Origin of the sequence: Streptomyces diastatochromogenes (assembly GCF_002242805.1) — a bacterium.
GTDB lineage: Bacteria > Actinomycetota > Actinomycetes > Streptomycetales > Streptomycetaceae > Streptomyces > Streptomyces diastatochromogenes.
Map to the genome: position 1 here is coordinate 18,945 of NZ_MCGQ01000010.1, position 22,132 is coordinate 41,076.

General features: G+C 71.5%; 19 protein-coding genes. 4 read left to right on the forward strand and 15 right to left on the reverse strand.

Annotation, left to right across the window (positions count from 1 at the left end; translation table 11 throughout):
- Positions 1–17: 17 nt before the first annotated feature.
- Positions 18–608: a cysteine hydrolase family protein gene (locus tag BEK98_RS10975; protein ID WP_094216261.1), complete on the reverse strand. Its 591-nt coding sequence runs from the start codon at positions 606–608 to the stop codon at positions 18–20.
- A 101-nt stretch (positions 609–709) separates the two neighbouring features.
- On the opposite strand from BEK98_RS10975, the gene BEK98_RS10980 reads away from it, so the two are divergent.
- The gene (locus BEK98_RS10980; protein WP_167444135.1) at positions 710–1,699 is read left to right on the forward strand and encodes a GlxA family transcriptional regulator; all 990 of its coding nucleotides are present in this window, start codon (positions 710–712) and stop codon (positions 1,697–1,699) included.
- Positions 1,700–1,711: 12 nt separating this feature from the next.
- Here BEK98_RS10980 and BEK98_RS10985 read toward each other — a convergent pair whose 3' ends face one another.
- From BEK98_RS10985 to BEK98_RS11025, 9 genes are all read right to left on the reverse strand, one after another.
- Positions 1,712–2,872 (reverse strand): MFS transporter, encoded by a 1,161-nt coding sequence (locus BEK98_RS10985; protein WP_094216262.1) that lies wholly within the window; start codon positions 2,870–2,872, stop codon positions 1,712–1,714.
- Positions 2,872–3,375, reverse strand: coding sequence for a GNAT family N-acetyltransferase (locus BEK98_RS10990; protein ID WP_094216263.1), 504 nt, complete (start codon positions 3,373–3,375; stop codon positions 2,872–2,874). The genes BEK98_RS10985 and BEK98_RS10990 overlap by 1 nt, the downstream gene beginning before the upstream one ends.
- Position 3,376: 1 nt before the next feature.
- Complete coding sequence (locus BEK98_RS10995; RefSeq protein WP_094216264.1) at positions 3,377–4,573, reverse strand: type III PLP-dependent enzyme; 1,197 nt, start codon at positions 4,571–4,573, stop codon at positions 3,377–3,379.
- Complete coding sequence (locus tag BEK98_RS11000; protein WP_094216265.1) at positions 4,570–5,868, reverse strand: DUF6271 family protein; 1,299 nt, start codon at positions 5,866–5,868, stop codon at positions 4,570–4,572. The genes BEK98_RS10995 and BEK98_RS11000 overlap by 4 nt, the downstream gene beginning before the upstream one ends.
- Entirely contained in the window at positions 5,865–6,884 is a 1,020-nt protein-coding gene (locus BEK98_RS11005; RefSeq protein ID WP_094216266.1) for a phytanoyl-CoA dioxygenase family protein, read from the reverse strand. Before BEK98_RS11005 ends, BEK98_RS11000 begins: the two co-directional genes overlap by 4 nt.
- A gap of 193 nt (positions 6,885–7,077) precedes the next feature.
- Positions 7,078–8,565 (reverse strand): glycoside hydrolase family 3 protein, encoded by a 1,488-nt coding sequence (locus BEK98_RS11010; RefSeq protein WP_094216267.1) that lies wholly within the window; start codon positions 8,563–8,565, stop codon positions 7,078–7,080.
- 8 nt (positions 8,566–8,573) lie between these two features.
- Complete coding sequence (locus BEK98_RS11015; RefSeq protein ID WP_094216268.1) at positions 8,574–9,404, reverse strand: carbohydrate ABC transporter permease; 831 nt, start codon at positions 9,402–9,404, stop codon at positions 8,574–8,576.
- Positions 9,401–10,399: a carbohydrate ABC transporter permease gene (locus BEK98_RS11020; RefSeq protein ID WP_167444136.1), complete on the reverse strand. Its 999-nt coding sequence runs from the start codon at positions 10,397–10,399 to the stop codon at positions 9,401–9,403. Before BEK98_RS11020 ends, BEK98_RS11015 begins: the two co-directional genes overlap by 4 nt.
- Positions 10,400–10,490: 91 nt before the next feature.
- Positions 10,491–11,771 carry an extracellular solute-binding protein gene (locus BEK98_RS11025; protein WP_094216270.1) on the reverse strand — a complete coding sequence of 427 codons (1,281 nt, stop codon included), beginning with the start codon at positions 11,769–11,771 and terminating at the stop codon, positions 10,491–10,493.
- A gap of 325 nt (positions 11,772–12,096) precedes the next feature.
- Between BEK98_RS11025 and BEK98_RS11030 the strand changes: the two genes are divergently transcribed.
- Both BEK98_RS11030 and BEK98_RS11035 read left to right on the forward strand, forming a co-directional pair.
- Entirely contained in the window at positions 12,097–12,828 is a 732-nt protein-coding gene (locus tag BEK98_RS11030) for a GntR family transcriptional regulator (RefSeq protein WP_094216271.1), read from the forward strand.
- Positions 12,828–14,117 carry an AAA family ATPase gene (locus BEK98_RS11035; protein WP_094216272.1) on the forward strand — a complete coding sequence of 430 codons (1,290 nt, stop codon included), beginning with the start codon at positions 12,828–12,830 and terminating at the stop codon, positions 14,115–14,117. The genes BEK98_RS11030 and BEK98_RS11035 overlap by 1 nt, the downstream gene beginning before the upstream one ends.
- 4 nt (positions 14,118–14,121) lie before the next feature.
- On the opposite strand, the gene BEK98_RS11040 is transcribed toward BEK98_RS11035, so the two are convergent.
- Together BEK98_RS11040 and BEK98_RS11045 are read right to left on the reverse strand one after the other, a co-directional pair.
- Complete coding sequence (locus tag BEK98_RS11040; protein ID WP_094216273.1) at positions 14,122–16,452, reverse strand: Dyp-type peroxidase; 2,331 nt, start codon at positions 16,450–16,452, stop codon at positions 14,122–14,124.
- Between the two features lie 65 nt (positions 16,453–16,517).
- Positions 16,518–18,398, reverse strand: coding sequence for a galactose oxidase early set domain-containing protein (locus BEK98_RS11045; protein WP_094216274.1), 1,881 nt, complete (start codon positions 18,396–18,398; stop codon positions 16,518–16,520).
- A gap of 241 nt (positions 18,399–18,639) precedes the next feature.
- Between BEK98_RS11045 and BEK98_RS11050 the strand changes: the two genes are divergently transcribed.
- A complete protein-coding gene (locus BEK98_RS11050) occupies positions 18,640–19,041 on the forward strand; it encodes a hypothetical protein (protein ID WP_094216275.1) in 402 nt (133 codons plus the stop codon).
- A gap of 20 nt (positions 19,042–19,061) precedes the next feature.
- Here BEK98_RS11050 and BEK98_RS11055 read toward each other — a convergent pair whose 3' ends face one another.
- The 3 genes from BEK98_RS11055 to BEK98_RS11065 all read right to left on the reverse strand — a co-directional run bounded on the left by BEK98_RS11055 (position 19,062) and on the right by BEK98_RS11065 (position 22,110).
- The gene (locus BEK98_RS11055) at positions 19,062–20,630 is read right to left on the reverse strand and encodes an MmgE/PrpD family protein (protein ID WP_208643076.1); all 1,569 of its coding nucleotides are present in this window, start codon (positions 20,628–20,630) and stop codon (positions 19,062–19,064) included.
- Positions 20,631–20,728: 98 nt separating this feature from the next.
- Positions 20,729–21,097 carry a nuclear transport factor 2 family protein gene (locus BEK98_RS11060; RefSeq protein WP_094216276.1) on the reverse strand — a complete coding sequence of 123 codons (369 nt, stop codon included), beginning with the start codon at positions 21,095–21,097 and terminating at the stop codon, positions 20,729–20,731.
- Positions 21,098–21,159: 62 nt separating this feature from the next.
- Positions 21,160–22,110 carry a diacylglycerol/lipid kinase family protein gene (locus BEK98_RS11065; protein ID WP_094216277.1) on the reverse strand — a complete coding sequence of 317 codons (951 nt, stop codon included), beginning with the start codon at positions 22,108–22,110 and terminating at the stop codon, positions 21,160–21,162.
- Positions 22,111–22,132: the final 22 nt, after the last annotated feature.

The following is a 22,132-nucleotide window of genomic DNA, read 5'->3' on the forward strand; positions in this document are numbered from 1 at the left end:
CCGCCGGCAGCGGAGTGCTAATTCAGGGCGGACGTCGACTGCACGACCACCCCGTAGAGGTCCTCGATCGTCGCGAGGGCGCCGTGGTGGAGCTGCTCGGCGCTCACCTCGGCCACCGCGGTGCGCAGCGGACGAGTCGCCGAGGCGTCGGCCACGACCGTGGGCCGGTTGCCGCGCAGGAACGCGCCCTGGGCGGTGAAGGCCACGCACATGTGGGTCATGAAGCCGGCGATGACGACGTCCTTGTGGCCGGCGGCGTCGACGTGGTCGGCCAGATCGGTGCCGAGGAAGGCGTCGGGCAGCTGCTTGACGACTACCGGCTCACCGTCGGCCGGTGCGATGCGGGGGTGGATCTGGCCGATCTCGGCGCGGATGTCGTACGGGGTTCCCTCGCCGCCGTCGTTGATGACGTGGATGACCCGCGTACCGGCGGCGCGGGCCCGGGCGAGGAGGTCGACGGCGGCGTCGAGGGCCTCCTGCCAGCCCGCCAGCTCCATCACGCCGCGGGTGTAGGTGTTCTGGTAGTCGATCAGGATCAGGGTGGCGTCGGCCAGCGAGGCCGGGGTCTGGTCGAATCCGTTGAGTTCGCGAAGAGTTGTCGTAGTCACGGCTCCACGCTAGGAGCCGCCCGGCATGGCCACAATGTCATGTAACTTGCAGATCCGGACACCTGCTGGGGAGACCCCGGCCCACCGACCGGACGGAGCCCATGGGCAGCGTCAACCGCCTCATCGTCATCATGCTCTTCACCGACGTGGACCTGCTGGACGTCACCGGTCCCCCGGAGGTCTTCTCGCTGCTCCGGCGGGAGACGGACGACGAGACGGGGTACCAGGTCGTCCTGGCCGCCGAGACCATGGACCCGGTCACCACGGCGGCCGGGGTGCGCGTCCTGCCCGACACCACGTTCCGGGAGGTGTCCGGGCGCGCCATCGACACCCTCCTGGTTCCCGGCGCGGTCGACGTCGACGACCAGCGGCGGGTGCGCGCCCTCACCGATCCCGCCGTCGTCTCGTGGGTGAAGGAACTCGCCGGCCGGTCCCGGCGCGTCGCCTCCGTCTGTGTCGGCGCGCACCTGCTCGCCGCCGCCGGGCTGCTGGACGGCAAGCGCGCCACCACGCACTGGTCGACCGCGCAGCAGCTGGCCGCCGACCATCCGGCGGTCGAGGTCGACGCCGACCCGATCTTCATCCGGGAGGGCGGCGTGTGGACGGGGGCGGGCATCACCGCCTGCCTCGATCTGTCGCTCGCCCTGGTCGCCGAGGACTTCGGCGAGGCCGCCGTTCTGCGCGTCGCCCGGCAGCTGGTGATGTACCTGAAACGGCCGAGCGGGCAGAGCCAGTTCAGCGTCCCCATCGAGCCGGTGTCGACCACACGGCGGATGGACGACCTGCGGCACCACATCAGCCGGCACCTCGCCGCTCCGCTGACCCTCGCCGACCTCGCCGAGTACGCCCACGTCAGCGAGCGGCAACTCACCCGGATCTTCAGGACCGAACTCGGCGTGACCCCCGCCGCCTACGTCGAGTGCGCCCGCGTCGAGGTGGCCCGCAATCAGCTGGAGACCTCGGACGACACCCTCGAACGCGTGGCGTCCGCCTGCGGTTTCGGCACCGTCGACACCCTGATCCGCGCGTTCCGGCGCAGGCTCGACACGACACCGACGGAGTACCGGAGCCGGTTCCGGCACTCCGTCTAACGGTCCCGTACGTCACCCGGCCGGCACCGGGACCCGGTCCCGCCACGGGATGCGGGTGGCGGTCAGGGTGACGATCAGGGCCGAGGCCGCGACCGTGGCCATGCCCAGGGTCAGACCGCCGGCGCCCGCGACGAAGCCGATCAGGGCGGGGCCGGCCAGCAGTCCCGTCGTCCCCATCGCGGCGACCAGGGCCAGCGCATCCGAGCCGCGTTCGGCGGCGGCGACGTACACGCACGGCGTCACGGCGGCCGCACCGAGACCGACGCAGGCGAACCCGAGCAGGGTGGGCACCACCCCGCCGGCCGGCAGGGCGAGGGCCAGGCCGAGGCCGGCCACGGCGCTTCCGGTGCGCACCACGCGTCCGTCGCCCCAGCGGCTGCGCCAGCGGTCCGCGCGCACCCGGGCGAGCAGCATCATGACCGAGACGACCGCGATGCCGAGCGGCGCCACCGCCGAGGGGGCCTTGACGACGTCCTTCATGTAGAGGGTCGACCAGTCGTTCATGGCGCCCTCGGTGATGGTGCCGAAGGCCATGGCGCAGCCCATCAGCAGGGTCTTCCCGGACGGCAGGGTCAGGCGGGTCCGCTGCTTGGGTGTGTCCGGGTTCGCGGTGTGCGGCAACAGGCCCTGGCGCGCGTACGCCAGCAGAAGCAGCAACAGCACCGCCGCCACCGCGAAGTGCGCCGGAACGGACGCCGTGACACCGGTGATGCCGGAGGCCAGCAGGGCGGCGCCCAGCAGGCCCGCGCTGAAGGTGGCGTGCAGCTGGGACATGGCGGTGCGGCCGTACGCCGTCTCCAGGGCGGCGCCCTGGGCGTTCATGGCGACGTTCAGGCAGCCGACGGCGACGCCGTCACCGCAGATGACCAGCAGGGCGAGCGGGTAGTTCGGCACCACCGAGAGGGCCGCCAGCAGCGCCACCAGACAGAGGGCGGAAGCGAGGGACAGGCGCCGGGAGCCGAGCCTGCGCATCAGGACGGCGACCAGCGGGAAGGAGGCCGCCGCGCCCGCGCCGCAGGCCATCAGCAGCAGCCCCAGTTCACCGGCGCCCAGGTCCAGCCTGGTCTTCAGCGCGGGCAGCCGGGCGGCCCAGGTGGCGTACTGGAACCCGAGGAAGCAGAACAGCGCCGCGATCGCCCACTTGGCGCGGCGGAAACCGGCGACGTCCGACATCAGCTCGCCTCCCGGTACGCGGCCACCCGGGCCGACATGTACACCGCGTCGCTGCCGTAGCCCGACGGCAGCCGGGCCTCGCGGTGCGCCCGGTAGCCGTTGGCCCGCCAGAAGGGCTCCTTGCCGCCGACCGCGATCAGCGACATCGTCCGGAAGCCGCGGGTGCCGGCCGCGTCCGTCAGATGGCGCACCAGGCGGCTGCCCAGCCCCCTGCGCCGCAGGGGCCCGATGACGGCAAGGTCGTGCAGGTGAAGGTTGGCCGAGCGGTGGGTCACGCGCTCCGGCCGGGTCAGGTCCGGGTAGCGGAACATCGGGTACGGCAGGGCCAGGACGTATCCCGCGATCCGGCCGTCGAGGTCCAGGACGAAGCAGGTGCCCGCCGCGGCCCGGGACCGCAGCGCGGCCTCGCCCTCCGTCAGCGCGGTGTCCGCGTACGCCCCGGCCTCCAGGGCGGCGACCTGGGGCCAGTCGGCCTCGGTGATGCCCCGTATGAGGTCTGTCATGTCAGTGGTGTCCTTCCGGGCCGCCGATGCACACGCACGGCAGCGGGCGGATGCCGTTGAAGCCCTGGGTCGTGTAGCTGGTGGCGTAGGCGCCGGCGGACAGGATCCAGACCGGGTCGCCGGAGGCGAGGTCCCCGGGGACGCGCACCGGGTGCCGGCCGCCGCCGTAGGCGTCGTCGCTGTCGCAGGTCGGGCCCGCGACGACGGCACCGACGTACTCCCCGTCGTCCTCGCCGGCTCGGCCGGGAAAGACCAGTCGGTAGCTCAACTCGTCCATCTCATACAGGCCGTTGAACTTTCCGACGCTCAGGTACAGCCAGCGGGCGTGCGTCCCGTCGGGCTGCGCTCGCCCGGTCAGCCGGTACACGTGCGCGCGGACCGCGCCGTGGTCGGCCACCAGATGCCGCCCCGGTTCCAGGACGAAGCCGAGCGGGGCGGCGGTGAGGTCGCTCAGGCGCTCCATGCCCTCGCGGATCACGGTGAAGATCTTGTCCAGGGGCGGGTCGAGGGGGTTGCCGTGGCGGTCGAGGTAGCCGAGCGCGGGCAGGCCGCCGCCGAGGTTGACGTGGTCCGGTACGATCCCCACCCCCTCCAGCGTCACCAGCACCTCGGCGATCGAGTCGAGGGCCTGCTGCCAGGCCTCGCCGGTCATCTGCTGGGAGCCGACGTGCACGGACAGGCCCGCCGGGACGAGTCCGGACGCGCGAGCCGTGGTCAGGACCCGGACGGCGTCCTCGGCCGAACAGCCGAACTTGCGGCTCAGACCCCACAGGGCGCCGTCCCCGCTGGTGGCGAGGCGGCAGAACACCCGGGCGCCCGGGGCGTGTTCGGCGATGGCCCGCACGTCCTGCACGCTGTCGGTGGCGAAGGTGCGGACGCCGAGCCGGTGGGCCTCGGCGATGTCCGTGTCGGACTTGACGGTGTTGCCGTAGTGGATCCGGTCCACGGGCACGCCGGTGCGCAGGGCCTGGACGATCTCGGCGGGGCCGGCCGCGTCGAAGCCGGCGCCCCGGTCGGCGAGGCATCGCAGCACCTCGTCCACCGGGCAGGCCTTCAGCGCGAACCGGACCTGAACCTCGGGCAGTTCGGCCAGCAGCCGGTCGTACTGGGCCTCGATGCCGTCGAGGTCGTAGACGATACGGTCCGCCGGGGCTGCGGCCAGTGCGGCGGCCAGCCGCGCGCTGATCTCCACGCTCACCAGCCCTCGTGTCCGGCCGCCTCGACCAGGTGCGGCCAGGCCTCGATCAGCAGCGCGAAGTCCTCGATGTCCCGGCAGGCCTCGGCCAGCAACTGCTCGCGACGCCCGGCGAGTTGCTCGGCGAACTCCTCGTAGCGGCCGCCCAGTTTGCGGTAGGCGGTGTCGACGCGGTCCAGGCGCCACACGTTCTCGGCGCGGTCCAGGGCGGTGCTCTCGCGCAGGAACTCCACGATCCGGTCGGCCCGTACGTGCTGCCGGTCGTCGAGGAGCCGGGCACCCTCGGCGGCCATCCGGTCGTAGACGTGGTGGAAGGAGAGCATCGACAGCAGGAACTTCACGAACCGGGTCTGGTAGGCGAGGAAGCCCGCGTCAGTACGGCGTTCGGGGGTGTAGAAGTTCTCGATGTGCCGGTTGTGCAGGATGCCGGGGAGCGTGGCGTCGTGGACGAGGTGGATGAGGAAGTAGTCGCTGCCGATGGTGTCGGTGGCCGGGGGCAGCGGGATCCGCTCGTACACGTCGTGGTGGAAGGCGATGTTGCACATGTCGACCCGCATCGGGTCCACGAGGGTCAGCGTGGAGTCGTCGCCGGTGAAGGGGGCCGTGCCCGCTCCGGTGAAGGACTCCTCGACCAGTTGCCGCCGGTCCTCGGGTGACGCGTCGGCGGGCGCCCACAGGCCGACCACGTCGTGGTAGACGGCCTCGTCCCGGCGCCGTATGTCGGCGATGTCGACGGAGAGTTCACCGATGAAGGAGGCACCGGCCATCGACACCGGGCGCTCCGCGTGGGCCGGGGAGAGGTCCGTGCGGGTGACGGAGGCCGAGGCCTGGGCGGCAGGGCTGCCCAGCCAGGGCAGTTCGTGGTGGACGGGGAAGACCGGTTGCCCGTCCAGGAGTTGGTAGGTGCTGTCGGAGTCCCTGCGGTGCACCGAGTGGCAGCCGAGGGCGGTGGCCGCCAGGAAGGCGCGGTCGGTGCAGGAGCCGTAGGAGACGCCGGGCGGGAGCAGGAGGCCGAGCATCCGTTCCGGGTCGGGCAGGCCGGCCCGGGCGATCACGCGGCGCAGGAAGGCGCGTTGCCGCCGCTCGTCGAGGTGGTGCACGGTGACGTTCGGCGTCTGCGGTAGTGCGGCCGTGACGCGGGCGTGCTCGGCGCGGGTGGCGTCGTCGCAGGAGTCGAGGATCAGGAGCTGGACGTCCGCGCCGAAGTGCTCGGCGGCGTAGGCGGCTTCCCGGTGGATCGCGGTGATGGTGGCGGGGCAGGCCCGGTTGGTGGGCAGGCACAGGCAGATCCGGTTCACTGTGCCGCCCAGGAGTCGAGGCCCAGCAGCTTGCGGCCCAGGCCGTCCAGTTCGGCGGGGCCGTACCGGAGGGCTTCGGGCCGGCGCGCGTCGCCGAGCAGGGTGCCGTTCCATTCGGGGGTGCCGAGCGTGCGCCAGGACTCGACGCGCGACGTCCGCAGGGCCGTGTGCTCCTCCAGGGCGGGCATCATCGACAGGTACTGGACGGCCCGGACAGCGTTGTCGGAGAGGTTCGGCGCCACGCCGTGCGCCAGGAGTCCGTTGAAGATGAGCAGGTCGCCGGCCTGGAGGTCGGGGCGGACCACGGGGAACTCGGTGCGGTCGACCGCGGGCCGGATCGGGTCGCGCCCGGCCGGCTGGGCGATGCGCCACTCCTCGAAGCGGCGGAACAGCTCCGGGGCGCACTGGAAGCCGCCGAGTTCGGGCCGGGTGTCGTTCAGGGCGATGATGCCCTGGACCCGCTGCGGCAGCACGGCGAGGGTGGTGTCGACGTCCCAGTGCAGCTCGATGTCGAAGCCCTCGTCGGTCGGCTCGATCAGGGAGCGCGAACGGGTGCGGACGTTGGGCGGGTTGAGGTTGAGCCGGTCCTGGGTGACCCACAGCTCCTCGCAGTCCCACACGTCCACGAAGGCGTCGTAGACGCGCCGCGTCTGGCGGCTGTCCCAGAGCAGCTGGTGGTGGTACGCCTCCACGAAGCCGTAGATGAACAGGTGCTGGTCGAGTTCGGAGCGGAACTCCGGTTCCTCGTACCAGGTTTCGGGGCGGTCGGGGTCGAGGCCCTGGAAGTCCCAGGCGAATGCGAGCAGGCTCTTCGCCTCGCCGGGGGTGATGGCCTCCCGGACGACGACATAGCCGTACGTCTGCCAGAAGGCGAAGTCCTCCTCGGACAGCACCCGCAGGGGCCGGGACTTGTCGAGGTCGCGCAGGGGGGTCGGGGCGAGGTACGTCTCGCCGTCCGCGCTGAAGTAGGGGCGGCCGGACGCCGCTCGGTGGAGGTAGGGGCTGGGCTTGTGCATGCCGTCACTCCGTGGTGATCGAACTGAAGCGCCCTCCCAAGCTGGACTAGACCAATTGTGGGTGTCAACGATTACCGGTCGGTACCCCCGTCAAAGTGCCGCCCAACTGCCGTACAAGTGCCGCCAGTTGGGCAAAGCAAAGGCCGACACCGGAGAGGATTCCGGTGTCGGCCTGAGCGGGTGACGGTGAGGTTCAGCCCCCGACGACCGCCTCCGCCGCGGCCACCCCGCACACGCGGGCCGCGCCGTGGGTGGCGATGTGCAGGGCGCCGCGCGGCGGGGCCTGCGGTACGCCCATCTCGACCACCACGGTGTCCGGCCGGGCGGTGAGCAGCGTGTCGAGGGCGGCGCCCATCCAGGCGTGCCGGTGCTCGTCGCGGACCACGGCGACGATCCGGCGCCCGCCGGCGGCCGCGAGGGCCTGGCGGCCCGCGTCGGGCCCGCTGAAGGAGCCGGCCGTGCTGCCCGGCAGCAGCCGCCGCAGCTCGGCGGCCACGCCCCAGGGGGTCTCGTCGCCGACGGCGATGTTCGGGGCCGGGTTGAACTGGGCGACGTGGACCGGTTCCGTGACCGGAGCGACGGAGCCCGCGCGGGTCACCGTGAGGGCGCGGCAGGCCGCGATCAGGCCGATCTCCGGGTCGGGTACGGCCGTCTCGGCGCCGCTCTTCGCCTCGGCGGTCCACCGCGCCAGCGCCCGCACCCGGGCGGCCGCGTCGGCCAGGCGCTCCTCGGGCAGTTCGCCGGAGCGTACGGCGGACACCAGCGCGTCCCGCAGCTTCAGCACGGTGGCCTCGTCGCACAGGCCGCCGCCGACGCAGATCGCGTCCGCGCCCGCCGCGATGGCGAGGACCACGCCGTGCTCCAGGCCGTACGTCCCGGAGATGGCGCGCATCTCCATGCCGTCCGTGACGATCAGGCCCCGGTAGCCGAGTTCGCCGCGCAGCAGCTCGGTGAGGATGCGGCGGGAGAGGGTGCCGGGGCGGTCCGGGTCGAGGGCGGGGACGAGGATGTGCGCGCTCATCACGGCCCGGGTACCGGCCGCGATGGCGGCGCGGAAGGGCGGCAGTTCGCGCTCGTACAGCGTGTCCGCGTCCACGTCGATGCGCGGGACGGCGTGGTGGGAGTCGACGTTGGTGTCGCCGTGCCCGGGGAAGTGCTTGGTGCACGCGGCGACGCCGGTGGACTGCAGGCCCTCGACCCAGGCGGCGGTGTGCCGGGCCACCAGCGCGGTGTCCGCGCCGAAGGAGCGCACGCCGATGACGGGGTTGTCGGGGTTGGCGTTGACGTCGGCGGAGGGCGCCCAGTCGAAGTTGACGCCGCAGGCGGCCAGCCGCCGGCCCAGCTCGCGGGCCACGCCCCGGGTGAGGTCCGGGTCGTCGACGGCGCCGAGGGCGTGGTTGCCGGGGAAGGAGGAGCCGGTGCGCACGTCCAGGCGGGTGACGTCGCCGCTCTCCTCGTCGATGGCCACCAGCAGGTCGTCCCGCTCGGCGCGCAGCTCGGCGGTCAGTGCGGTGACCTGCTCCTCGGTGACGACGTTGCGCCCGAACAGGGCGACGGAGGCGAGGCCTTCGCCGAGGCGGCGGCGCACCCAGTCCGGTGCGGTGGTGCCGTCGAATCCGGGCTGCAGCACCGCGAGGGCGTCCCGGGTCAGGGTGTCCGATCCAGTGGCGAGCGTTGTCATAGGCGGTGTCATCCCTTCACGGCGCCGTCGGTCAGACCGCTGACGGCCTTGCGTTGCAGGAAGATGAAGAGGATCAGGATGGGCAGCGCGAACAGGGACGAGGCGGCCATCGTGGCGCCCCAGTCGTCGCCGAAGGCGGTCTGGAACTGGGAGAGCCACAGCGGCAGGGTCTGCTTCTCGATGTCCTTGTTCAGGATCAGGACCAGCGGGAACTCGTTCCAGGCGGTGATGAAGCCGAACAGCGAGGTGGCCATCAGTCCGGGCGCCAGCAGCGGGAAGATGACCTTGATGAAGGCCTGGGTCCGGGTGCAGCCGTCGACCATCGCGGACTCTTCCAGCTCCTTGGGAACGGCGGCCACATAGCCCCGCAGCGTCAGGATGGTCAGCGGCAGCACCATGATCGCGTAGAAGACGGTGAGCGGGACCAGGCTGTCGAGCATGTCGTTGTCACGGACCAGCATGTAGATGGCGATGACCATGACCTCCCAGGGCGCCATCTGCGCCAGCATGAAGGTCACGATGAAGCCGCGCCGGCCCCTGAACCGCATCCGGGCGAGCGCGAAGGCGGCGAACAGGGCGATGACGAGCGACAGGAGCACCGCGCTGACCGTGACGGTGACGGAGTTGAGGACCAGGGTCCAGAAGTGGTCCGCGTCCACGGCCTTGCTGAAGTGACCGACCGTGAGGTTCGTCGGGAACCACACCGGATTCTCGGAGATGATGTCGCCGGTCGGCTTGAAGGCCGTCGCGAACATCCAGTAGACGGGGAACACGAAGCCGACGAAGAGGATGACGGCGGTCGCGTTGGGCCAGATACGGCCGAAGACGGAGCGCTTCACAGCTCGTCCTCCTCTTGCTTGAGCACCATGCGCAGGTAGTACGAGGTGATGACGAGCAGTACCAGGACGGTCAGGAAGGAGATCGCCGCGCCGACGCCGAAGTGCTGGTTGCCGACGCCCTCGACGAAGGCGTAGATCGGTAGGGTCTCGGTGAGGTGGTCGGGGCCGCCCTCGTTGATCGCGAAGATCTGCGGGAACGCCTTGAAGACCCAGATGACTTCGAGGAACGTCGTGGCGTAGAGGAACGGCCTGAGGAACGGGAAGGTCACCGAGGTGAAGCTCTTCCAGGCGCCGGCGCCGTCCAGGGACGCGGCCTCGTACAGCTCTCGGGGGATCGTGGTGGTGGCGGCGTACAGGTTGATCGCCACGAACGGGATCGACTGCCAGACGATGAGCAGGGTGATCACGGAGAAGGTGGAGAACTGGGAGCCGAACCAGTTGTAGTCGGCCATGGAGTGCCAGCCGAGCTTGTCCAGGACCCAGTTGACGACGCCGAAGCGCTGGGCGAACAGCCACTGGTAGACGGTGGTGGCCGCGATGACGGGCATGGCCCAGGCGAGGACGAGGCCCAGCAGGAGCAGCAGCCGCATCTTCTTGCCGAGCCGGGCGAGGAGCAGCCCGATCAGGGTGCCGAGCAGCATGATCAGGACGACGTTGACCGCGGTGAAGACCACCGACCGCTCGACGACGTGCCAGAAGTCCGAACCGGACAGGACCTCTTTGTAGTTGTCGCCGCCGTTCCACTCGGTGAGGTGCTGGATGAGCTGCCGCGGGTTGAGGTTCTGGAACGACAGCATGCCGTTCTTGACCAGGGGCCAGCCGAGCAGGATCAGGGTGGCCAGCAGCGCGGGCAGCAGGAGCAGATAGGGGGCGGCGGCACCGCGGCGGGACGGCGACCCGGAGCCGCGGTCCTCGCTCCCCGGCGGCCCTGGTATCCGGGCCTTGCGGACAGCGGGCTCTCCGGCCGTGTCCGTGCCTTCGGTCTGCACTGACATGAGTTGCCATCTCTTCCGTGGCGGTACCGGCCGTACCGGCCGTACGAACGACTGAGCCGGGGGCGTCCGCCGACGCCCCCGGCGCGGGTCATCAGTTCTGCTGGGCCAGTCGCTTGTTGATCTCGGCCTCGACCTGCTTGGCGGCGTCCGCCGGGGACTTACCGTTGAGCACGGAGGTCATGTAGGACTTGATCGGGTTCGGGGTGTTCTCCACCGCGGCCCACTCGGGGATCAGCGGGGTGGTGCCACCGGCGGAGGCACCGGGCGCGGCGGCCTCGGCGACGGCGTTGCCCTTGAGGTTGGTCTCCAGGGCCTGCTTGTTCGGGATGACGCCGTTGAGCTTGGCCAGCTCGCCCTCGTACTGGTCGGACAGGGCGATCTTCAGGAACTCCTTGGCCAGGGCCTGCTTCTTGCTGCCCTGGGCGACGGCGAGGTTGGAGCCGCCGAGGAAGACGCCCTCGGGCTTGTCGGCCGTGGCGCCCGGGATGGTGAAGTAGCCGAGGTCCTTCTCGATGGCCTTGTTGGCCTGGACCGCGGTGCCGGCCTCCCAGCCCATGCCGATGAAGGCGCCGGACTTGCCCTTGGCGAAGACCTGGGCCTGCTGCGGGGTGGCCTCGTCCTTGTCCTTGGGGGCCTTGGAGTAGGAGGCGTACTTCTTGTAGATCTCCATGGCCGCGGCGACCTTCGGGTCGCTCAGGTTGGAGACGTACTTGTCGCCGTCCTTCTTCACCAGGTCGGCACCCTGGCCGATGGTCAGGCCGTCGAAGAAGTACCAGTTCTGGCCCGGCATGTAGAGCGGCTCGGCGTCGGTCTTCTTGCCGATGGTGTCCAGGTCCTTGAAGAACTCGTCCCGGGTCTTCGGGGTGTCCTTGATGCCGGCCTTGGCCCAGATCTTCTTGTTGTAGATGACGACGCGGTTGGCGAAGTACCAGGGGGCGGCGTACTGCTTGCCGTCGTAGACGGAGGACTGGGAGACCGAGGGGGTCCAGTCCGTGCCGATCTCCTGCTTGAGGTCGCTCAGTTCGGCGAGGCCGCCGGTGGCCGCGTAGGCCGGGGTCTGGGTGTTGCCGACCTCGAGGACGTCCGGCGGGTTGGACTCGGAGAGGGCGGTGGTGATCTTCTGCTGGATCCCGTCCCACTTCTGGATCTCGAACTTCAGCTTGGCGCCGGTCTTCTTCTCGAAGGCTGCCTGGACGTCCTTGGACCACTGGGGCGGCGCCGAGCCGTCCATCGTCCAGACCGTCAGGGTCTGACCCTTGAAGCTGTCAGGACCCGCGTTCTTGCCCGTGTCCTTCCCGTCGTCGCCGCCGCACGCCGAGACGGAGACCATCATGCCCGCGATCACGATCGCGGCAGCAAGCTTGCGCTTCACGCCACCCTCCTCAGGGATGCCACTAATCCCCCCACGCCCTCGGCGGTGACCTGCGTACGACGCTGTTGCACGTAGGGCTCGGGACCTGGCCACTAATGGTGTAGACCAGTAGGGTGGAGCTTGGCCTAGACCTTTTGAGGTGTCAAGGGTGGTTCGGGAAGGCGATCCGGCCGTTACGAGAAAGTCACCGGAGCGCGTCCGTCCCCTTTTGCCCGGGCCGGGGGCGGCGTGCCTGCTGGACTAGACCTCCCGCACTGGTTGGACTAGACCATAGGGCAGTTGGTCGCTATAACGGGAGCCCACCCACACAGCCGGGAAGGCAGGCATGGCCACCCACGTCAGCAGCGCGCGCGTGCCGAAGTACTACCGGATCAAGCAGCAGGTGCTGGAGATGACGCAGGCGCTCGAGCCCGGCTCGGCCATGCCCGCGGAGCGCCTGCTCGCCGTCCGGCTCGGCACCTCGCGCACCACCGTCCGGCAGGCGCTGCAGGAGCTGGTCGGGGAGGGCCGGCTCGACCGCATCCAGGGCAAGGGCACCTTCGTCGCCCAGCCCAAGCTGTACCGGACCCTCCAGCTCACCTCGCACACCGAGGACATGCGCGCTCAGGGCCTGGAGCCCGCCTCGCAGATGCTGGACATCGGCGAGGTCGCGGCGGACGCCAAGCTGTCGGCGCTCCTCGGCATCGACGTCGGCGAGCGCGTCCTGCGCATCGAGCGGCTGCGGCTGGCCAGCGGCGACCCCATGGCGATCGAGACGACCCATCTGTCGGCCCGGCGCTTTCCCGGGCTGCGGCAGTCGCTGGCCACGTACCCGTCGCTGTACACGGCCCTCGCCGAGGTGTACGGCGTCCACCTCGTGGAGGCCGACGAGACGATCGAGACCTCGCTGTCGACCCCGCGCGAGGCCCAGTTGCTCGCCACCGACGTGGGCCTGCCGATGCTGCTGCTGTCGCGGCACTCGCGGGACGCCGAGGGCAGACCGGTGGAGTGGGTGCGCTCGGTGTACCGGGGCTCCCGCTACAAGTTCGTCGCGGCCCTGCGCCGGCCGGCACCCTGATGAGCCCGCCGCACGCCGCGGCCGCCCCGCACAGCCTGGCCGCCGCGCTGGTCCGGGCCCGCGAGGCGGCCTGCCTCACCCAGGGGGAGCTGGCCGAGAAGTCCGGGCTGAGCGTGCGGGCCATCCGCAACCTGGAGACCGGCCACACCGCCCGCCCCCGCAAACAGTCGCTGCTGCTGCTCGCCGAGGCGCTCGGGCTGCCGTCCCGCGAGGCCGGGCGGTTACTGCGGCTGCCCCGCACCGAGCACCCGGACGTGTCCGTCCCCGCGGAGCTGCCCGCGGCGCCCCGCCACCGACTGGTCGGGCGTCAGGGACTCCTGGCGGACCTGACGGCTCGTCTCGCGCGGCCGGAGCCCGGCCCCGGCCGGCCCGCCGTGGTGGTCGGGCCTCCCGGGGCCGGGAAGACCGCGCTGGTGCTGCGGGCCGCCCACGAGGTGCGCGACCGGTTCCCGGACGGACAGGTCTACGTCGACCTGCACCCCACCTCCCCCACCTCCTCCCTCCCCTTCACCTCGGACCTGCTCGTCCGTCGGCTCCTGCGCTCCCTCGGCGGCGCAGCGGCCGCGGAGAACCCGGAGGAGGCACGCGCCCGGCTGCGGGACGCGCTCAGCAGACGGCGGGTGCTCGTGGTCCTCGACAACGCCGACAGCGAGGCGCAGGTGCGGCCGCTGCTCGTGGACGACGCCCGGAGCGCGGTCCTGGTGGCCGCGCGGCGCGAACTGTCCGCGCTGCCCGACGGGTTCCACCGCCGGATCGGCGCCCTGGACCGGCCGGACGCCCACCGGATGCTGGCCGACCTGGTGGGCACCGCCCGCGTCCGGGCCGAGCGCCCGGCGGCGCAGCGCGTCGTGGAGTCCTGCGCGGGGCTGCCGCTGGCCCTGCACATCGCCGGCCTGTGGCTCACGGCACGCCCGCACCGGTCCCTCGGCGACCTCGCGGACCGGCTGGCCGACGAGAGCGAACGGCTGCGCTCGCTGCGCGTCGGGGATCTGTCCCTGCACACGAGCGTGACCGCCTACTACCGGCTGCTGCCACCCCCGTTACGTACCTCACTGCACCAACTGGAGCCGGTGGGCACAGACTTCGGGATCGACCAGATGCTGTCCCGGGTGACCCCGTCCCGCCGGCTCGCCGTGGACCTGCTGGAGGACCTGCTGCACCGCCAGATGATCCACACCGGCGAGCCGGACCGGAACGGGCAGATCCGCTACCGCCTGTACGACGCCGTACGCCTGTACCTGGCACATGGCGCCGTACTGCCGCGGGCGCGGCATCTGCACTGCCTGTAGGGGCTCAGCCGCGGCGGCACCACGGGGCGTTCGGGCGGGAGTCCCGGACCCGGGTGTCGGGGTGGCCCGCCCCGTCCGAGATGGAGATGACCCGGTACTGCTGCTCGTGGAGGACCCAGCACCAGCTCTGGCCGCCCACCCGGAACCTGCCGGGGACGTACAGGAAGTCGTCGACCTTGCCGACGCCCTGCAGGGAGGTCCACTTGGTCAGGTCGCGGTCGCCGCGCTCCATGACATCGCTGTGCATCCTGCCGTCGGCGATCGAGATCAGCCGGTAGCGCTGGCCCTGCGGAGTGGTGTGGAAGAGCCAGTACCACGACTTGCCGTTGTCCCGGAGCTGGTCCGGCACCAGGAGCACCGCGTCGACCCGGGTGACCCCGCCGAAGGAGTTCCACCGGGACAGCTGCTGGTCGTCGCCGATACGGCGGCTGGTGTGGCGGGCGTCGTGGGCGATGTTGACGCGGCGGTAGACCTGGGTGCCGCCCTTGGTGTGGAACAGCCAGTAGCTGCTCTCGCCGTTGAGGCCCTGCTCGTCGGGCACGGGCAGGATCGCGTCGACCTTCTCCACCCCCGCGAAGGCCGCCCACGTGGACAGGTCGGTGCCCAGGTCGACGAGGGTCCCGGTGCGGTCGTCCGCGCCGGTGGTCAGCTGCTCCACCTCGGCCGTGCCGGTGCCGGCCACGCGGACGGTGCGCCCGGAGAAGATCCAGTAGCGGCCGTCGACGTCCGGCCAGGGCAGGATCTCGTCCAGCGGGCCGGGCTGCACCGGCTGGGGCTGCCCGGTCTGTCCTCCGGTGGTGGTCGTCGTCTGCTGGCCCCCGGTCTGGCCGCCGGTCTGGCCGCCGGCCGAGGTCGCGCCCTCCAGGCGGCCCCGGCTGAGTCCGCGCAGGGTGGTGAGGGACGGGGCGAAGGCGTAGACGGAGCCCTCGGTGGTCACGAACGGCTGGAAGTTCAGCATGGTGGTCTTCCGGTCGCCGTTGCCGTTGACGCGGCTCTCGAAGGCGACCTCGCCCGTGGTGACGTCGGGAAGTTTGCCGCTGATCATGGGATCCGGGCCGGGCATGGGATCGCGGTCGTGCGGAAAGTTCGGGTCGTTGACCCAGTCGGTCTGGATGAACTCGAACTGCCGGGCCAGGTCCGCCTGGTAGCAGACGAACAGCAGACCGCGGGGCTCGTCCGGGCCGCCTCCGTCGTCGTTGGCGGGGTCGAAGGGGGCGCCGTAGGGGATGCCGCGGCGGATGATGCGGCGTGCGTCCATGAACTCCTCCACGTCCACCAGTTCGCCCTTGTCGACCAGTCCGTCGCGGGGGGCGGTCTTGCGCAGGTGGGAGAAGAGCGGGGTGGTGACGCCGTGGGGGTCGTCCCTGAAGCTGAGGTCGTTGTCGGGCTTGGTGCCCGCCGGGGGCGCGGCGTCGGGGAACTTCGCCACCGAGGCACCGCAGCGCCAGCGGCCCACCAGGCGGGCGGCGAGCCACTCGCTCCTGGTGTTCCCGTCCACCACCTCGTCTTCCCGCAGCTTCGCCAGCTCGGCGTTGACCTGCGCCCACCAGCCGGGGACGTCCTGGCCGAGACGTCGTACGACCTGGAAGGAGCCGTACTTCATCCAGTCGGGCGCGCCCGCGGGCATGGCGGTGGCTCCGTCGGCGCCGAGGACGAACTGGCCGGCGGGGACCTTCCCGGGGCCGTTGTCGTCCACCGGGACGTCGAAGCCCCGCACGTCCGGTTCGCTGACGCCGTCCTTGAAGCCGAAGTGCTCCTTGCCCCGGCGGCTACCGGGCAGCGTGGCGCCGCTCTGCGGGTGGACGATCAGGATTCCGGCGCGTGAGGCGGCCTCCGTCTGGCGCCTGAGTTCGTTGTCGTGGTCGTCCTTGAGATCGGCGGCGATGGTCAGCACGGCGTGGATGGGGGGCTTCTGCGCGGAGCCGAAGATCCAGCGCTCCGGCTCGTTGCAGCCCGTGTCGCCGAGGGCCTCGGCACGGGCGGCTGACCCCTGGACGAAGGCCCGGATCGTGCCCGTGGGCTTGTCGCCGAACACCTTCTCCTTGCCCGTGAGGAACAGGATCCCCGGATAGGTGAGGCTGACGCCCACCCAGGTGGCCTTGAGGTTCTTCGGGTCGTCGCCGGCGGAGTTCTCGCGGGCGTCGTGGAACTTCTGGTTGAACGCGGCGACCTGCTGGGTGGTGGCGATGGTGGGGATCAGCTCCGCCAGCCAGTTCCGGGCGGCGGTCACGTCGCCGAACTGGAGGAAGAGCAGGGTCATGTAGTCCTTCTTGAACCCGGCGAGGATGTCGCCCTGGATCTCGGTGCTGTCGCGCAGCGGTAGCGGGGTCGTCATGGAACTCCCTTGCTGAATGGGGACGGTGGGGACGGACCGGGGTGCGGGAGAGGATGCGGGGGCCGTCAGGCGCCGGGCCGCAGCTGCACCCACTTGGCGACGCTGGGCACGCCCCGGTCGTCGAGCAGGAACAGCAGGTAGTAGCCGGGCGGCGCGTCATTGACCGACGGCGGGGTCTTCAGCACGAGCTTGTTGCCGGCGCTGCTGGTGATCGGCAGTTCGATGCGGCGCTGACTGGTGTCCACCGAGTGGGTGGAGGTGATGGGCGCCATCAGGACGGCCTTCTCGACCTGGTCGGGCGTGCCGGTACTGACACGGAGGCCGGCGCCGTAGCCCACGGTGGGGTTCGACACGTCCGTCAGTGTCGGCCGGGTGCCGCCCTGGTGCAGATACGGCGGCTCGTAGATCTCGATGGTGCCGTTCTGCCCGGACTTGATGTCGGGGTTGTTGGCGATCTCCTGCAGCTCGTCGCCGGTGACCATGATGCGGCCGTCGGGCAGGATGACGGCGTTGGAGTGGTACCCGCGCGGCAGTCGCTGGACGGGGCCGAGCTTCCAACTGCCGTCGAGGCCGCGGATCTCGGTCTGCCGGTACTTCTCGTGGGCGTTGGGGTTGTAGAGCCCGTTGCCGTAGTCGCGGATGTCGTAGCCGCCGTTGACGGTGAAGAGCCGGCCGTCGGGGAAGATCAGCGTGTCGTCCTGGGTACGGCCGAAGGCACGGGCGGTGTCCTCGGTCCAGCGGCCGCCGGAGAACCTGTACGTCTTCGGGTCGTTGCGGTCGCCGCCGAGGATCAGGACGGAGTCCGGCCCGTTGCCGGGGGTGCCGTTCGGCAGAGCCACCGCGGAGCCGTAGTTGCGCATGCCGCCGTCGGGGCGGTTGCGCAGCGGCTGCTCGGTCTCGGTCTGCGGGTCGAAGACGTACTGCTCGTTGTAGGTGCGCCCGAAGCCGTAGATCTTGCCGTCCCGCAGCGAGAACAGGTGCGGGTAGTCGGTCGAGTACTCGGCCTTGATGGGCCACTTGTCGAGCGCCTGCCCGTCCGCGATGGCCTTCGGGTCGTACGACACCGCGGTGTTCTTGGCCGGGAAGCGCTCGATCGTCTGGGAGAGCTTGCCCCAGCCGGTGTCCCCGTGGCCGGAGGTGATGAACTGCCGGCCGTCGGCGCCGGTGACGACCGACGGGTACCAGCGACCCTGGGCCAGGTCCTGCTGCTGGTGCCAGGTCTCGGTCCAGGGGTCGAAGACCAGGGCGAGGTGGGCGCCGGCGCCGTGGTTGCCGCCGAGGTTGCCGCCGAAGATGCCGACCATGCCGTTGGGGAGGTAGGAGTGGCCGGCGCAGAAGATCGGCGCGGGGCGGTCCTCGTCCAGGCCGTCGTCCACTTTCACGACCGGCGGCTGCACGGACTTGAAGGCGCTCGCGCCGGTGCCCTGGGCGGGGTCCCAGACATAGGCGCGGCCGGCGTTGTCGCGGCCGATGACCTCGGTGGGCGCGGTCTCCTTGTTCGGGCTCTCCTCGACGGCCTCGAAGGAGAACAGCAGCACCTTGCCGGTGGGCAGCAGGGCGACGTGGTCGCCGTAGTCGGGGCTGGAGAAGTAGTCGGTGAACCTGCCCGACTGGGACGGGGCGAAGGCCGCGTTCAGCTCGGCCTGCGAGTCGGTGAGCCGCTTCAGGCTGCGGGTGCGCATCGGCTGGGGGTAGCCGCGGTCGACGGCGCGCAGGCCGATGCGGTCCCGGGCGAGCTGTTCGGCGCGGGGCCGGCCGAACGCCTTCACCTCCTCGGGGCGGACCTCTTTCGCGAGTTGGGCGCGGGTGATGTGCACGCCGCCCGGGCGGGGATCGGCGGAGGCCGGGGCCGGGCCGAGCGCGGCGGGCGCGGCGACGGACAGAACGAGCGCGGCACAGCCGGCCGCGAACGTCCACCTCCTGCGGGGGTTCCCTCTGCGGGACATGGGACTCCTGGTGGGAGCACGCGGCGCCGCGGGCGGCACGGGGGCAGCATGGGGCGACCACGTAGAGTGACGGAATGCCCCCAGTTAATCACACACTGTAGCGATCGAGAGAGGCCTGCTCGAAAGATTGACCGTTTTACCCCGTTGAGCGGTAACGCTGCGTGTCCGGCGTGGCCGGTGCGGGGCAGCGGGCTCCACTGAGCGGAATCCATCCCCTCACGCTCTTCCGAGGAGTCTCACCATGCCGGGAACACGCACGTCCCTCGCCGCGGCCGCGGGCGCCCTGACCCTGCTCTGCTGTGCCGCCGCACCGGCCTCCGCGGACCAGCCCCCGCAGCACCTGGCCGGACCCCTCATCAGCGGCGGTGCCGACGGCCACCAGCACGAGGTGTTCTGCCCCGGGATGCAGCACGTCCAGAGCGGCGGTTACGCCCTCAGCGCCAGGTCCGGCACCGAGTTCTCCGAGGTACCTGCCGACGTCCTGGAGAACCGGCCCAACAGCCACGCCACCGGCTGGATCGTCGCCGTGCGCAAGACGACGTGGCAGGGCCGCGCCTCCGGCACGGACCGGCGCGAGGCCGGCCCGGCCGATCTGCGGATCCACCTCGTGTGCACCGACGACACGATGTCGCACGGCGCCTGACGACACCTTCGGCGGTGCGCTCAGTCCAGGAACGCCGTCTCGATCCAGCGGCGCACCGCCCGCGGGCGCATCCGGTGCAACCGGTCGACGGTGTCGGCCACCTGCTGGTCGCCGCCGACCGACAGGAACTTCTCCCGCACCAGGTCGGCGTGGCCCGCCCGGGTCTCCGGACCGGCGGCGCCCACCGGGATCAGCCGGGTGCGGGAGACCGTACGGCCGTCCGTCAGCCGTACGGTGACCCGGGCGCCGGTGGCCTTGGTGGACCGGGAGAAGTCCCGGTCGTCGGCCTGCAACGCGCCGATCAGGTCCACGAGTTCGTCGCCGCCGAAGCCGCGCAGCCACGGCACGGCCAGCTCCCCCGCCTCCCGCACGGCCTCGCCGAACGGCGCGTCGGACAGGAACAGTTCGCGGGTCATCTCCGTGTCGTGCTCCAGCCGGATCCGCTTGGCCAGCGCCCAGCGGTCGGGGTCGTCCAGATACGGCGCGGAGAAGTCGTCCACCGAGAACTCGCCGGTGAGCAGAGTGGTGGCCACGGGATAGGGCACGTCGAGAACCAGCGCGCCCAGCGGCGAGCCGGGCCCGGTGACGTACTGGGCGGCCCGCTCCCCCGCGAACAGCGTGTACAGGGAGGCCTCGACGACCACTTCGGCCACGTCCTGCGGCCTGACCGGGCCGAGTTCCTTGTGGATCTCGGCGGCGCAGTCCACCGCGGCGTCGATGCCGGGCCCGCCGGGGTGCATCTTGAACGACAGCGTGTCGGTGTGCCAGCGGCGGCCCAGGCCCTTCGCCACGGCCTGCGGCAGCGGCACGGTCGCGAACCGGGCCAGGAAGCCGTCGCCGTGCTCCATGATGTCGGGCGCCCCGCGCAGCCCCGCGTAGGCCGCGTCGCAGGCGTCCATCGCGGTGCGCACCGGCGTGAAGGTGTTGAACAGCCGGGCGTCACTGGCGAGGAAGGCCCGCATCAGCGGCCAGTTGGGCATGGCGAAGGCCAGCCCGAAGGAGTTCTCGAAGAGGGCGGCGGAGGCCCGGTCGCAGTGCAGGCGGCCCGCGACCGCGCCGGCCAGGTGGGTGTGCACGGCGCTCTGTCCGCGCAGCGGTCCGAGGGTCGCGGAGGCGGTGATGCGGGCCGCGCACTCGTTGGCCGCGACCACCGCGGTGAGCAGCGAGAGCCCGTCCAGCCGGCGGGCGTAGGCGAAGGCGAGCGGGACCGCGACCGTGGAGTTGGACAGGTGCCCGGCGTACGCGGTGTCGTCCAGGTTCAACCAGGAGCCGAGCGCGGCGAAGACGCCCGCGGCCTGCCGCGGGTCGCGCTGCATGGGGTGGCCGAAGGCGGCCACCAGCTTTCTGCCGAGGGGGTGCTGGAGACCGGCCCGGATGGAGGCGATCTGCGACAGCACCTGGCTCGCGGCGAGCTTCAGCACCCGGCACGGGATGTGCTGCGGGCGCAGCGTCGCGGCCCAGTGCGAGAGTTCGCGCAGCGGGGTGTCGACGGGCGTGCGGCCCCGGGCGGCCCGGGACAGGGTCTGTGCCTGCTCGGCCCAGTCGGCGCACAGGGCCCGGGCGACGCTCTCCCCGAGGACAGCGGTCATGAGGCGGCTACCTTCCTTGCCGTGCGTGCGTCACGGGTGGGAACACGACCGCGGGAGCACCGTCGCCCCGGTGCTCCCGCGGTGTGTGGGGGTGGTGGTCAGGCGGCCGGCACCTTGTCGAGGAAGCCGTAGACGGCCTTGATCTTGCCCTCGGCGTCGGTGACGATCACGTCGAAACCGATCGCGATCGGCTCGGCACCCGGCTCGGTCACCAGGCCCCACTGGAAGCGGGCCTGGTCGTGGTGGGCGTCGACGGCGCCGTGCAGCTCGAAGCCGAGACCCTTGAACTGGTCGCGAGCGCCCGCCACCACGGCCGCGAAGCCCGCGTGACCCTCGACCGCCGCGAGCGGGTCGATATACGGGGCGTCGGCGGTGAACAGCTCGGCGATGGCCGCGGCGCGCTTGTCGGCGTCCGCCTCGTTCCAGATGTCGAGGTAACGGGAGACGGTCGTGGTCAGGTCGCTCATGCGGGCGTTCTCCTCTGTGACTTGCTTGACTTGTTCTTCTGACAGGTGGCTTCGTACGGGCTTCAGGGGGTGGCCGGCGCCCAGACCGGGAGGGCTCCCGGGAGCACCTCGAAGGTGGCCGAGGCGCCGATGCCGTGCTGGTACTCGCCGTCGTGCTCCAGCGGCAGCCGCCGGCCGTCGGTGCGCTCGACGGTGATCCGGCGGCCGCGCGCGTACACGGTCCCCGGGTGGTCCATGTGCGCGGCGCGCAGGGTCAGTCCGGGCACGTCGGCCGCGGCGATCTCGCCGCCGATGACACAGACGTCGAGCAGTCCGTCGTCGAGCAGCGAGTCCGGCAGCACCTGGAACCGGCCGCCGCGGTACCGGCCGCCGCCGACGTTGGCGAGGACCGTGGGGCCCTCGTGCACGACCCGGCCGTCGACGGTGACCCGGCCCGGGTACGGCACATAGCCGTCGGCCGTGTCCGCGAAGGCGCGGGCGTAGCGCTCCCGTCCGGTCAGGGGCAGCTCCCGGGCGGTGATCAGCGCGTCGGCGATCACGCCCGAACAGGCGCCCAGATACACGTAGTTGCGGGTCTCGGCGAGCCGCGCCAGGTCCAGGCGGCGCAGCCGAGCGCTGCCGCCGATGCCGTTGTCGGTCAGGATCGCCTTCAGGGACTCGCTCCAGGGCCGCTCGCCCCAGAGCATCTTGTAGCCGGAGTTCCCGGTGCCGCCGGGCACCACCGCGAGGGTGGCGTTCCCGGTGACGGGCACAAGGCCCTGTACGGCTTCGCGAACGGTCCCGTCGCCGCCGATGACGACGATCAGGTCGGGCGCCCCGGCGGGCCGCTGCAGCGCACGGCGCAAGGCGACGGTGGCGTCGCCCGGTCCGGTGGTGAGGTGCACCTCGGCACGTTCCAGGTACGAGGCGCACAACTGGCGTACCTCCTCGACCAGTTCGGGCGAGTGGCTGCCGGAAGCGGGGTTGCCCAGGACGAGTGCCCGGGTGGGAGCCGGGGCTGCGGTGTCTGCCATGGGGGGCGTACTCCTTCGTCGG

Coding starts and splice junctions, on each gene's coding strand:
- BEK98_RS10980 (WP_167444135.1), top strand. CDS start 710: ATGGGCAGCGTCAACCGCCTCATCGTCATCATGCTCTTCACCGACGTG.
- BEK98_RS11040 (WP_094216273.1), bottom strand. CDS start 16,452: ATGACGACCCCGCTACCGCTGCGCGACAGCACCGAGATCCAGGGCGAC.
- BEK98_RS10985 (WP_094216262.1), bottom strand. CDS start 2,872: ATGTCGGACGTCGCCGGTTTCCGCCGCGCCAAGTGGGCGATCGCGGCG.
- BEK98_RS11020 (WP_167444136.1), bottom strand. CDS start 10,399: ATGTCAGTGCAGACCGAAGGCACGGACACGGCCGGAGAGCCCGCTGTC.
- BEK98_RS11060 (WP_094216276.1), bottom strand. CDS start 21,097: ATGAGCGACCTGACCACGACCGTCTCCCGTTACCTCGACATCTGGAAC.
- BEK98_RS10990 (WP_094216263.1), bottom strand. CDS start 3,375: ATGACAGACCTCATACGGGGCATCACCGAGGCCGACTGGCCCCAGGTC.
- BEK98_RS11065 (WP_094216277.1), bottom strand. CDS start 22,110: ATGGCAGACACCGCAGCCCCGGCTCCCACCCGGGCACTCGTCCTGGGC.
- BEK98_RS11005 (WP_094216266.1), bottom strand. CDS start 6,884: ATGCACAAGCCCAGCCCCTACCTCCACCGAGCGGCGTCCGGCCGCCCC.
- BEK98_RS11035 (WP_094216272.1), top strand. CDS start 12,828: ATGAGCCCGCCGCACGCCGCGGCCGCCCCGCACAGCCTGGCCGCCGCG.
- BEK98_RS11055 (WP_208643076.1), bottom strand. CDS start 20,630: ATGACCGCTGTCCTCGGGGAGAGCGTCGCCCGGGCCCTGTGCGCCGAC.
- BEK98_RS11010 (WP_094216267.1), bottom strand. CDS start 8,565: ATGACAACGCTCGCCACTGGATCGGACACCCTGACCCGGGACGCCCTC.
- BEK98_RS11030 (WP_094216271.1), top strand. CDS start 12,097: ATGGCCACCCACGTCAGCAGCGCGCGCGTGCCGAAGTACTACCGGATC.
- BEK98_RS11045 (WP_094216274.1), bottom strand. CDS start 18,398: ATGTCCCGCAGAGGGAACCCCCGCAGGAGGTGGACGTTCGCGGCCGGC.
- BEK98_RS11050 (WP_094216275.1), top strand. CDS start 18,640: ATGCCGGGAACACGCACGTCCCTCGCCGCGGCCGCGGGCGCCCTGACC.